10 protein-coding genes and 1 other annotated feature are annotated in these 12,892 nt (G+C 36.1%); of the genes, 3 read left to right on the top strand and 7 right to left on the bottom strand.

Features of this window, described 5'->3' with window-relative positions; all coding sequences use genetic code 11:
• Window positions 1-54: 54 nt before the first annotated feature.
• The 6 genes from radC to EKM63_RS00170 all read right to left on the bottom strand — a co-directional run bounded on the left by radC (window position 55) and on the right by EKM63_RS00170 (window position 9,090).
• The gene (gene radC / locus EKM63_RS00195; protein ID WP_125702511.1) at window positions 55-696 is read right to left on the bottom strand and encodes a RadC family protein; all 642 of its coding nucleotides are present in this window, start codon (window positions 694-696) and stop codon (window positions 55-57) included.
• An 8-nt stretch (window positions 697-704) separates the two neighbouring features.
• Window positions 705-1,973, bottom strand: coding sequence for a bifunctional folylpolyglutamate synthase/dihydrofolate synthase (locus EKM63_RS00190; protein WP_125702508.1), 1,269 nt, complete (start codon window positions 1,971-1,973; stop codon window positions 705-707).
• Between the two features lie 64 nt (window positions 1,974-2,037).
• A complete protein-coding gene (locus tag EKM63_RS00185; protein WP_125702507.1) occupies window positions 2,038-4,689 on the bottom strand; it encodes a valine--tRNA ligase in 2,652 nt (883 codons plus the stop codon).
• Window positions 4,690-4,723: 34 nt separating this feature from the next.
• Window positions 4,724-4,914 (bottom strand) — a binding site (T-box leader).
• A 38-nt stretch (window positions 4,915-4,952) separates the two neighbouring features.
• Window positions 4,953-6,170, bottom strand: a complete 1,218-nt coding sequence (gene thiI, locus EKM63_RS00180) for a tRNA uracil 4-sulfurtransferase ThiI (protein ID WP_125702505.1) — start codon at window positions 6,168-6,170, stop codon at window positions 4,953-4,955.
• A 9-nt stretch (window positions 6,171-6,179) separates the two neighbouring features.
• The gene (locus EKM63_RS00175; RefSeq protein WP_125702503.1) at window positions 6,180-7,325 is read right to left on the bottom strand and encodes a cysteine desulfurase family protein; all 1,146 of its coding nucleotides are present in this window, start codon (window positions 7,323-7,325) and stop codon (window positions 6,180-6,182) included.
• A 76-nt stretch (window positions 7,326-7,401) separates the two neighbouring features.
• Window positions 7,402-9,090, bottom strand: a complete 1,689-nt coding sequence (locus tag EKM63_RS00170) for a septation ring formation regulator EzrA (RefSeq protein ID WP_125702501.1) — start codon at window positions 9,088-9,090, stop codon at window positions 7,402-7,404.
• Window positions 9,091-9,420: 330 nt separating this feature from the next.
• On the opposite strand from EKM63_RS00170, the gene rpsD reads away from it, so the two are divergent.
• The gene (rpsD, locus tag EKM63_RS00165; protein ID WP_125702498.1) at window positions 9,421-10,029 is read left to right on the top strand and encodes a 30S ribosomal protein S4; all 609 of its coding nucleotides are present in this window, start codon (window positions 9,421-9,423) and stop codon (window positions 10,027-10,029) included.
• Window positions 10,030-10,113: 84 nt separating this feature from the next.
• Here rpsD and EKM63_RS00160 read toward each other — a convergent pair whose 3' ends face one another.
• Window positions 10,114-10,707 carry a DUF1054 family protein gene (locus EKM63_RS00160; RefSeq protein WP_125702496.1) on the bottom strand — a complete coding sequence of 198 codons (594 nt, stop codon included), beginning with the start codon at window positions 10,705-10,707 and terminating at the stop codon, window positions 10,114-10,116.
• 57 nt (window positions 10,708-10,764) lie between these two features.
• Between EKM63_RS00160 and EKM63_RS00155 the strand changes: the two genes are divergently transcribed.
• Both EKM63_RS00155 and EKM63_RS00145 read left to right on the top strand, forming a co-directional pair.
• Entirely contained in the window at window positions 10,765-12,051 is a 1,287-nt protein-coding gene (locus tag EKM63_RS00155; protein WP_125702494.1) for a replication-associated recombination protein A, read from the top strand.
• Window positions 12,052-12,421: 370 nt separating this feature from the next.
• A complete protein-coding gene (locus tag EKM63_RS00145; protein WP_125702490.1) occupies window positions 12,422-12,892 on the top strand; it encodes a universal stress protein in 471 nt (156 codons plus the stop codon).

Here is a 12,892-nt window from a genome sequence, read left to right as displayed (position 1 = left end):
TATCCAAAATTATATCATATAACGTGTCAAATTAAAGTAGTAGACCATTTAACCTTAAATTAATTCTTCGGCTCTATAGCTGAGGAAATCCTTTGAAGTAACTATTATATGGTCGACCAAATTAATTCCCATCAATTGGCAACATTGTTCAAGCCTTAAGGAAAACTTTTTATCATTGTCCGAAAATGCCAAACTGCCTCCAGGATGATTATGACAAATAACCACTTGTGGAGCCGACATGCGGAGTGCATGTCGCATTACATCCCTCGGATGAACAGTCGCAGTATCGACAGTTCCAATAAAAATAGTCTTCTCTTTAATTACATGATAGCCATTATCCAAATATATGGCGATTAATTTTTCCTGCGGTGAATTACCGATTTTTTTTATTAAGTGTTCGCCAAGCTCTTCCATTGTTAATCTTTTGTCTGATAGTTCATCACGCTCAATTTTTCGAGCGCCCAATTCGACAGCTGCCAACAACTTACAAGCCTGAGCGTGTCCGACACCTTTTTGTTCCAACAATATGTCAAGATTCAATCGTTTAAGATTATGCGAACTAATTAAAACCTGCGCCGATAATCTGGTAACGTCACAATTCTTTGTGCCGTTTCCTAAAATGACTGCTATCAACTCTTGTGTTGTTAAAGATTCAGTTCCATACTTTTGTAATTTTTCTCGTATATTTATCATCATATAATAAACTACGCATTAAATTTCGATTCTAACTCAGAAATTAAATAAAAAGATCCGGTTATAACAAAGATTTCATCTTCTGACTGTTCAGCAATCATTTGATCGACTTTTGAATGAAAATCAGAAATAAATTCTACATTATTATATTTCATTAAATCATAATCTGATTCCTTTGCTGATCTGGGTGTATCTAAGTTAGATACATAGACCATTTTAGCATTAGGAGATAACAGATCTAAAATATCCTTACGATCTTTGTCTTTCATTCCAGTGTACAAAACAATTATAGCTTTTTTAGGCCACCTTGCGGTTAAAGAATTTATTAAATTATCGACAGCTGCAATATTGTGTGCCCCATCCATTATTATCATTGGATCTTCATGAACTATTTGTTCACGGGCCAAAAGATGATGTGTATCAATGTTTTTTCTAATAAAATCATCATCGGCTCTTAAATTTGAACTTTGAAGATAGATTAGAAACGCCTTAATGGCGATCGCCGCATTAACAGACATGATCTTTTCGAAACCGCGACACTGAATGTCTTGAATTGTAACCAATTTTTCTACATAAGTAAATTGATTTTTATTCTCATTAATTTTAAAATCTGTAATTTCAAAATCATTTCCATATTCAAACATTTTTGAATTCATTGATTTTGACTTATTTTTGATCACATCTGCAATGGACTCATGAAGTTTTCCACATACTATAGGTTTACCCTTTTTAATAATTCCAGACTTTTCAATAGCAATGTCCTTTAAAGTAGGTCCAATTATTTTCTCATGATCCAAATCTATTGATGTAATAATCGAAAGTAAAGGATCAATAACATTGGTCTTGTCATGCTCAGCACCGATTCCGACCTCAATAATTGCAACATCCACCTTATTCCTAAAATATAGAAATCCCATAATAGTTACAAATTCAAACTCTACTAAATCAACACCTTGGGCCGCATTGATCACTTCATTGACCAAATCGAGTAATTCCTCATTGGAAATTTGAACATGATTTATCTGAATTCTCTCATTAAAAACTTTTATAAAAGGTGAACTAAACACTCCAACCCTTTTCCCAGTCGCTTCGATCAAGTTGGCTAAGTAATTGCAGGTTGTACCTTTGCCGTTAGTTCCAGTGACGTGAATTGTTGGATAACTATTTTGCGGGTCATCAAGTCTGGCTAAAACTTTCTTGATATTATCCAAATTATTTCTGACATGCATTTTAGGAAACGAATGAATATATTTAATTGCTTCATCATAAGTCTGGATCATAATAAACTTCCTTGTACAAAAAACACCTAGTCAAAATTGGCTAGATGTTTTAGTTTATCAACTTCTATTTATTCTTTTGAAGTTGTTCAATTCTTTGGCTAATTTTTTCTTGACGAGTTTGATAATCAGCTAATTTTTCTTTTTGTTCAGCAACAACCTTTTCAGGTGCTTTCTTGACGAAGTTTTCATTTGATAATTTCTTATTGATACGAGAAATTTCATCATCCATCTTCTTCATTTCTTCTTGTTGACGAGCAATTTCTTCATCCAAATCAATCAACTCAGCCAATGGAATATAAACTTCAGTTCCATTTGTTACTGCAGTCATTGCTAATTCGGGAGCAGTAAGATCAGTTTCAATCTTCAATTCCTTTGGATGAGCAAATCTATCAATGTATTCTTTATTGTTTAAAAGAACATTCTTGATGTCTTCTGATTGAGGCTTGATGAAAATATCGATGGCACTTGAAAGTGGTGCGTTAGCTTCCAAACGGATCTTTCTAACTGACTTGATCAAGTCGATCAGTACTTCCATTTGTTCAACGGCATCATCATTTTTGAACTCATCATGATTTTCTGGATAAGCTGCTAATGAAATAGATTCTCCATTATGAGGCATTGATAACCAAATTTTTTCGGTCACGAATGGCATGATTGGATGCATTAATCTCAAAATCTTGTCCAAGACATAAGTCAGCAACATTCTCTTTTGATCTTTGGCTTCACCATCTTCACCAGTCAACGTTGCTTTACTCATTTCAATGTACCAGTCACAGAAATCATTCCAGATAAAGTTATAAAGATTTCTACCAGCTTCACCGAATTCAAATTTATCTAGTAAACGAGTAACTTCATTTACAGTTGTATTTAGTTTAGCAAGAATCCATTTATCTGAAAGGTCGTATGACTTAACTTTCGATAGATCATCCATAGCTGGAGTCTTGTCATCAAGATTCATGATAACAAATCGACTAGCATTCCAAATCTTATTGATGAAGTTCCATGCGGAATCCATTTTGTCATAGCTGAATCGAGTATCTTGTCCAGGAGTTGAACCGACCATTAGGAACCAACGAAGTGCGTCGGCACCGTACTTGTCGATGACATCCATAGGATCGATACCATTACCCAATGACTTACTCATCTTACGACCTTGCTCATCACGGATAAGTCCATGAATAACAACGTGTTCAAATGGACGTTTCTCAGTGAACTTCAAGCTGGTGAAAATCATTCTTGAAACCCAGAAGAAAATAATGTCGTAACCAGTAACTAATGTGTTTGTTGGGAAATAGCGTTTGTAATCATCACTGTCTTCATCAGGCCAACCCATGGTTGAGAATGGCCAAAGAGCACTTGAGAACCATGTATCTAGAACATCTGAATCTTGTGTCCAGTTTTCTGGATCCTTTGGATCCTCTTCACCAACATAAGTTTCGCCAGTCTTATTGTTATACCAAGCAGGAATTCTGTGTCCCCACCATAATTGACGTGAGATTACCCAGTCATGAACATTGTCCATCCATTGAGTAAATGTTCCCTCAAATCTTTCAGGAACGAAGTTGACCTTATTGTCCCCTTCTTGATTCTTCAAAGCCATTTCTGCTAATGGCTTCATTTTAACGAACCATTGTGTTGAGAGTCTTGCTTCAACTTGGGCGCCAGAACGTTCTGAATGTCCAACACTATGGGTAATTGGTTCTACTTTGAGCATGTAATCTTGATCTTCCAAATCAGCAACGATAGCCTTACGTGCCTCAAATCTGTCCATACCAACATATTTACCAGCATTCTCATTCATGGTACCGTCAGCGTTCATAGTGTTGATACGCTTCAAGTCATGGCGGTTACCAACTAAGAAGTCGTTAGGATCATGAGCAGGTGTGATCTTAACCATACCAGTACCAAAGTCCTTAGTTACATATTGGTCGGTAATAATTGGAATTTTACGGTCAACTAATGGAACGATAATTTCCTTACCAACAACATCTTTATATCTTTCATCACTTGGATTAACAGCAACTGCCACATCACCAAACATTGTTTCAGGACGAGTAGTAGCAATTTCGATATAACCTGAACCATCTGCGTAAGGATACTTAACATGGTAGAAAGCACCCTTGTCATCTTTATGGATGACTTCAATATCAGACAAGGCAGTTTGTAGTTCTGGATCCCAGTTGATAATGTATTCGCCACGATAGATAAGACCTTCGTTATACAACTTAACGAAGACTTTACGAACAGCTTTTGAAAGTCCTTCATCCAAAGTAAAACGTTCACGATCATAATCTAACGAAAGACCCAATTTACCCCATTGGTCTTTGATAATGCCAGCAAATTCATCTTTCCATTTCCAAACTTCATCAATGAACTTGTCACGTCCAAGGTCATATCTTGTTATACCTTGTTCGCGTAATTTTGCCTCAACTTTAGCTTGTGTGGCAATTCCGGCATGATCCATACCTGGTAAATACAAAGTATCGTAACCTTGCATTCGTTTGTAACGAATCAAAGTATCTTGAATAGTTGTATCCCAAGCATGACCCAAATGAAGTTTTCCAGTAACATTTGGTGGTGGAATTACGATTGAATAAGGTTTGGCTTTTTTATCACCAGATGGTTTAAAAACTCCTTGGTCGAGCCAAGTCTTGTAACGACCCTTTTCAACTTCGGTAGGGTTATATTTTGTATCCATGTCTACTTCTCTTGTCATATAATTTCCTCCAATAAAAAAAGCATTCATCCCTGAATAGGACGAATGCTTCGCGGTGCCACCTAAATTGAGAGTACTTAAATACTCTCCTCTCACAGATAACGGCTGGCCCGATCAATATTTGATAGCTCCCAGGTAACAATTTATCGTCAGAATTAAGTGAATCACACCAATATCACTCTCTCTTGAATTCTTCAGAAAAATACTCCTGTTCTAAGCTGTTGAATTGATATTAAAACAAAACTAATAATTCGTCAAACGTTTTATAGAAGATCGTTGATTTCCTCTTGATCATTATCCATAAAATGTTCGCCATGTTCGATAATGGTTTCTTTGATTCCATCCATCGATCTCTGGATCAAACCATCAATATCAAGGACACTTTCATATTCACGTGTCTTTTCCATATTTGGTTTTGTCTTAGGACTTGGTGGAGCAAAGATAGTACAACAGTCTTCAAATGGTTGAATAGACAAGTCAAATGTATCGATATCTTCAGCAACACGGATAATTTCAGTTTTATCCATTGTGGCAACTGGACGCAAAATTGGTGTAGTTGTGACATCATTTATTGCTGCCATACTCTCTAATGTCTGTGATGCAACTTGGCCAACAGCCTCACCGTTAAAGATAGCTAGGCCACCTTCTTTTTCACGGATCAGATCAGTCAATCTCAACATGAATCGACGTTGAACTGTCATCAAGTAACCTTCTGGAACTTTGTTCTTTATTGTTTCTTGAATCTCAGTAAATGGAACTTCAATAAATTTGATATTTCCACCATAAACTGTCAACTTGCTAGTCAATTCCTTGGCTTTATTCAAAGCTTGAACTGAAGTGTATGGAGGACTGAAGAAATGAACCATTTCTATATCAACACCACGCTTCATCGCATAGTATCCGGCAACTGGTGAGTCGATTCCACCAGACAACATCAACATAGCTTTTCCAGCAGTTCCGACAGGCAAACCACCGGCACCTTTGATTGTTAAATATGACAAGTAAATACCATCTTGTCTAACTTCAACTGATATCTTGATATCAGGGTGCTTAACATCAACTGGAATATCTGGAAATTCATCACAGATGACATCCCCAAGTTGTAAATTGATTTGATTAGTATCCAATGGATATGTGTGATCTGAACGCTTCGTAGCGACCTTAAATGAATCACCAGGTTTATATGCCTCGTGCATCATTTCAATAGCAGTCTTTTTAACTTCTTCAAAGTCTTTTGAAACTTTCACACTAAGTGAAAATGTTTGAATACCAAAGACGCGCTTTAGTTTATCCATCACAGGAGTAGCATCAGTTCCATTTAATTTAATGTGTAAACGGTCACGATGCGGTTGTAATTTTAAATCTGGAAAGTCTTTCAAAACTTTTGTGACATTCCCGTGCAAACGACCAATAAAACTCTTACGGTTTTTACCCTTAGTCGAAAGTTCACCATAGCGAACCATGATTTCTGTATATTGCATATGTTTCTCCTAGTTTAAAATTTGGAAGTGATCATGTATTTCATCGAGATTCTTCAAGAATTCATTCATTTCTGCTTCAGTATTGTTTTCGTCCAAGCTAACACGTACAGCACTTGTGGCAATATTTTCTCTGGTACTCATCGCCTTTAAAGTACTTGATTCTAGACCCTTCTTGGATGAGCAGGCACTTGTTGTTGAAATGTAGATATCTCGTTCTTCAAATGTATGTACGGTAGTCTCACCTCTAACACCATCCAATGTAAAGCAGATAATGTGTGGTGCAAAGTTATCATCTAATTTTGAAAAGACATGTGTATTATCCATTTTTTCTAGATGTTCAACTAACATTGTTTTGAGCTTCAACATTGTATCATGTTTTGCTGACTCGTTTTCTTTTAATAAACGCAATGCTCGAGCCATTGCTGCAATGGCTGGTGTATTCTCTGTTCCACTACGTAAATTCTTTTCTTGACCACCACCGGCCATCAAGGGTTCTATTTGTTTTCCCTCTTTCATATAGATGAAACCTATCCCACGAGGTGCATGGAACTTGTGGCCTGAGAAAGTATAGAAGTCAACACGTGGATCTATGATCTTATCCTCGATACCTTTTCCAATGGCTTGAACGGCATCTACGTGAAAACTGATACTTGGATAGTTATCCAAAACTCGAGCAATTTCTTTTATTGGTTGAATTGCGCCAATTTCATTATTGACCGCCATAGTTGAAACTAATATTGTATCGTCTCGGATTGCCTTTTTAAGATCATCAACATTGATATGCCCCGTTTTATCAACAGGAAGATAAGTAACTTCATAACCTAATTCCTCAAGCTGACGCATTGAATTCATGACTGATGGATGTTCAATCGAAGTAGTAATAATATGTTTACCAAATTCGCGCTTCTTAAAAGCAGTTCCCTTGATGATCCAATTGTTACCTTCCGTACCGCCACTAGTGAAAAACACTTCGTGGGTTTTGAAATTCATTAATTCTGCAATCTTTTTTCTAGAAGTTTCAAGTAATTCAAATGCCTTTAGACCTAATTTATGCAAACTTGATGGATTACCAAAATACTCTTGGCTCGCCACATTGTATGTTTTTAAAACCGAATCCTCAATTTTTGTTGTCGCACTGTTGTCAAAATATATCATAATTTTCCCACCAAAATAAAAAGGCCTTAACGGCCTTTATTTTTTTACCTACTATAAGTTACTACAAAACTTCGAATCATGCACTAATTGTATCTTTAATTCTTGAAACTGAACCTGGTTCAACTTGTTCAAGTGCTTCTGAAATTAACTTGAGTGACTGTTCATAGTCAAAGTCGTCATCAAAAAGTGACTTAGCACGAACCAATTGTTCCTTGAAACCAGCATCCTTGTCAGCATATCTGTTGGCATACTGTAATAGCTTTTCGGAGAGAGCAACATCGCGTCTCAAATCATCAGTTTTCTGGACTAAGTTTTCTAAATCTTCTTGTGTAACGATGACTTGTTTACTGATATCTTCCATATTAACTCGTTCACTATCGAGTTCGTCATATAGCTTTTTAATTTCATCTGAGACCATATAGAAGTATTCCAAGTAATCTTCAGGCAATCCGTTCAAGCGAAGTTGCTCAACGATTTTCTTTTGGATCTCAATCCGTTTAGCATATTGTTCAACACTTCGACGTGAAATCTGTTCACTGGACAACATTTGATTCATGTTGTCATTGATAGTCTTTTCTTTAGCTTCAATGTTATCCAATTTTGAAACAATATCTTTAAAGTCATCTTCAGCATTTGAAAATACAATGCTCTTATCAGCAATACTTTGGACGTCTGCATCGTATTCTTCACGTACTTGGGATAAAGTCTTTGAGTGTTCTTTGAACAATTCCATATCATCTTCATTCAAGACATAGTTTTGTTCCAACTTCTGAATATTCTCATCCAAACGATTGTGTTGAAATTTGGCATGATTCAAATAATCTAGTACCGGTTTTTGTTGTTTTAAAACATCCCTCTTTGAATTGATTTCCTTACTCAATTCATCATACAGTTCATTGATATCAGAGTGGATTTTTTCGTTGTTTCGATCAACTGCATCGAAATTCAAACTACTCAATTCTTCATTAGCTTTTTCCATATTGTCATGGACTGTACTAATTTTATTACCTATATCAACAGCAAATTTGTATTGTTGTTTGATCAACTTATCGAAAACAGATTCAATTTCTTCAATTTGACCTGGATAAACTTCACTTAGACCATGATAAAGTGGAACAATCAACTGAACTTGGTCTTCAATCAATCCTAATTTAACTTTGGCATCATCTAAATACTGGCGAGCTTCCAAATGATCCCCTTGTTGAGTCAATTTATCCTCTTGATCTAAGAAACCGGCGATTTCATTCAATTCGGATTCTAATCTATCAGTTGCTGGGCCGTAATTGAACGACTTTGTAAGAATATCTTTTCTTAATTTCTCATATTGCTCATGCAATACTTCACTTGTTGAGGCGTTTTGTTCGTTACTTTTTACAATTTTTTCAAAATCACTAGCAATCTCATCGGATTTCTTTTCTAGAATCGTCAAATTGCTTTCGATATTTTTTAAAGCTGATGAGGCACCAAATACGTTAAAGTTAGCGTTTTTACTCTCTGCATTACTAATATCCGCCAACAGTTTTGGAACGGTATCATTTCTCTGTGTAGAGTAATCTTTCTTACTTTTACCAAAACTCTCAAGGCTGGCACCGGTAAGCTTCATATCCTCTAAACTTTTTATTTGTTCCTTTAATTTATCTTCCTTTAAATCAGTAGCACGGGACTTATAAGAGATCAAAGTTGTGTTATTTTTCTTTTGTAAGAACCACATGTACCATAAAAATGCTAAAATCAATAGAATTACTACTATTATAAATACAAACAAGATTACACCCCTAGCGACATTTCATAGTCATAATATCCTTGTAATTATAACAAACAAGAACTATCAGTTATGTAAACACAAGCTTTCATAATAAAGATTTAAAATATTACTAATTAAAAATCTTTTGACTTTGATCTCTAATCACGGTACACTAGCCTTTGTGTAAAATATGCAGCAAAGAGCGGCAAGCTCGTCAACAGTTATCGGCTGATATAGTGCAATAAGTAACCTGCGGCTGCACGAGGTGAAATTTGTAGCGATGACTGAACGAATGCTAAACTCTTGTTAAATTATTTTACTCCAATCAAATTTTTTTGGAGGACAAATTATATGTCTAGATATACAGGACCTCGCTGGAAGTTATCACGTCGTTTAGGACTATCACTTTCAGGTACAGGTAAAGAATTAGCTCGTCGTAACTACGCTCCTGGCCAACATGGTCAAAACCAACGTCGTAAGATTTCAGAATACGGTTCACAATTACGTGAAAAGCAAAAGCTTCGTTTCATGTATGACGTTAACGAACGTCAATTCCGTAACCTCTTCTTACGTGCCGGTAAACTTGACGGTATCCACGGTGTTAACTTGATGGTTCTTCTTGAAGAACGTCTTGATAACATGGTTTACAGATTAGGTTTAGCAAGTTCACGTCCACAAGCTCGTCAACTTGTAAACCATGGTCACATCACTGTTGATGGCAAACGTGTTGATATTCCTTCATACGAAGTTCAAATTGGTCAAAAGATCAGCTTGAGAGATAAGTCAAAAGACTTGCAAATCGTTAAGGACTCACTTGAAAATGTTGTTGGTCGTCCTGGTTTTGTTAACTATGATGAAAACACAATGACAGGCTCACTAGTACGTTTACCAGAACGTGACGAACTAGAACCAAATATTGATGAATCTCTAATTGTTGAATACTACAACCAAATTCTTTAATATTTATCAAACATTCACATTTATATGTGGATGTTTTTTTATTTTCAACAAAAAAGGCAATTGCACCTTTGCAATTGCTTTAAGTTAAACTTCTCTATTCAAGTCGACCATATACTTACTTAGATTCATAAAACTATCGAATAATAAATCGTCGTAACTACCAGCTTTAACGATCGGATCATCTTTCATTAAATTGAATCCAACTACCAAATCACTGGACTTAACTTTTTTATATCGTTTCAATACATCTGGATACCCTTCTGCATCCTTCATTTCAGCAACTGTATGATCATTTGAAACTAACCATTTGTTGGAAATAATACTATCAGATAGGTTTTCCAATTCTGGATAATAGTCAGGGCGATTATAGGCGTCTGCCAAAAGTCCAAAGGTAACAAAATAACGATCTGGCCATAATCCCAATTCAATATGAGGATTGCGTTTGTATCCTTTTTTATCCATACTGATGGCAAGCCATGTATCGGGTGGTGGATTCTTGGTGCGACGTTGATGTTTTGCAATCTTCATATAAAATTTATCTTGATATTCTTTTTCCAAGGCAGAAAGTAGACGATCCCCTATCTCTTGGAATTTAGGATCTAAATTCTGCTTGATCAAATTCAAACGGCCATCAAGCGTATCATCATTAAATACATCAAAATCTTTTTGTTCAAACAAGACAACGACTTCCTTTGAGGTAAAATATAAGTTATTAGTAATTATAAAGGAGAAAATATGCAAAAGCCACTAGCATACCGAATGCGTCCAACAAATCTCGACGAAATAGTTGGACAACAGCATCTGGTAGGTAAGGATAAAATAATCAGACGCATGGTAAAAGCTAAAATGCTGAGCTCAATGATACTCTACGGACCACCAGGGATCGGAAAGACTAGTATTGCCAGTGCTATCGCTGGTAGTACCAAATACGCTTTTAGAATGTTGAACGCTGCCACTGATACAAAAAAAGACCTTCAAATCGTTGCTGAAGAAGCAAAAATGAGCGGAACTGTGGTCCTATTACTAGATGAAATACATCGACTAGATAAAACTAAACAAGATTTTTTACTTCCACTTTTGGAAAGTGGTTCAATCATCCTTATCGGTGCTACAACTGAGAACCCCTATATCAATATTAGCCCTGCCATCAGATCCAGAGTTCAAATCTTTGAATTAAAGCCTTTAGAACCTAACGACCTCAAGTCTGCAGTTAAAAGGTCATTAAAAGACGAAGAAAAAGGCTTAGGCAAGTATAAAGTCGATTTAGATACTCAGGCACTCGATCTATTAGTAAATTCCACCAACGGTGATTTACGTAGCATTTTGAATGGATTAGAGTTATCAGTCCTATCTACAGAACCAGAAAAAGATGGAACAATCCATATCACCTTGAAAACGATTGAAGAATCTGTCCAGAAAAAAGCAATTTCAGCGGACAAAAATGGCGATAGTCATTATGATGTTATTTCGGCCTTCCAAAAATCAATCCGTGGAAGCGACCCCGATGCCGCCCTTCTATATCTAGCAAGATTGCTAGAGGCAGGTGAACTAACATCTGCGATTCGAAGGTTACTCGTCTGTGCTTATGAAGATGTTGGATTGGCGAACCCGCAAGCTTGTGCCAGAGCAGTTCAGGCGACACAAGTTGCACAACAAGTCGGTTTACCTGAAGCCAGAATACCGCTGGCTAATGCAGTTATTGATTTATGTTTGTGTCCAAAATCCAATACAGCCATGGCCGCAATAGACTCAGCACTTGAAGACGTCAGAAATGGCAAAGCTTCATCGATCCCAGATGATTTGAAGGATGCTCACTATAGTGGAGCTAAAAAGTTAGGACACGGTGTCGGATATATCTATCCACACAATTATCCTAACGATTGGGTCGAACAACAATATTTACCTGATAACCTGGTCGATCGTAAATATTATCAGCCGAAGGAAAACGGTAAATATGAACAAGCCTTAGGTATGCGCTTGTCACAACTTAATAATCTCAAGAAAAATAAGAAACGGAGCTAACTAATGCTTATTCAACTTTTAATGATTGTATTTATAATATTCCTTCTAGGATTGTCATACAATTTATGGAGTCACCTTAACAAAAAATTCCTGATCTATTCACCTGGTGAAAACCTCAAGCTCCAAAATGCCATGAAGTTCACTGCGATTTTATTAGTAATAATATCAATTATTGGTGTAATTATTCTCTTATTCGGGAAAAAGGAATTAAATTTCATTACTCTAGTTCTGGGAAGTATAACAGCAGCCGGTTTTTCAATTTATTTGGGTAATATTCGTGGATAACTGTATTTATTTTATGAAATAAACTAAAATGAAGTTATAGGAATCTTATTACCTATCTTATAAAATAAAACTACGGGGTGATATTATGTTACAACAATACAAAAACATTCTAGTTCCAATTGATGGATCATTTGAATCAGAATTGGCTTTCAAAAAAGCTGTTGAAGTTGCAAAGAGAAACAAAGCTAGTGTTCATTTAGTACACGTAATTGATACAAGAGCTTTCCAAAATGTTTCAAGTTTTGATTCAACTATGGTTGAACAAATTACTGAAAAAGCTAAAGACACAGTCAAAGGCTACGTAAAGAATGCCAAGGATGCAGGCTTGGATGATATTGACTATAGTATCGAATATGGTGCCCCAAAGGCCATTATTGCCACAGAATTTCCACAAAAATTAAACGTTGATCTTATTATGATCGGTGCCACTGGTCTTAATGCGATGGAACGACTATTGATCGGCTCAGTTACTGAATATGTAACTCGTACAGCTGCATGTGATGTTCTAGTTGTAAGAACTGACCTTGATAACAAATCAATCAAGAAACCAAAATAA

Source organism: Companilactobacillus mishanensis (genome assembly GCF_003946505.1).
Taxonomy (GTDB): domain Bacteria; phylum Bacillota; class Bacilli; order Lactobacillales; family Lactobacillaceae; genus Companilactobacillus; species Companilactobacillus mishanensis.
Note: the sequence above shows the minus strand (reverse complement) of the source record. Positions and strands in the feature narration are given on the sequence as shown.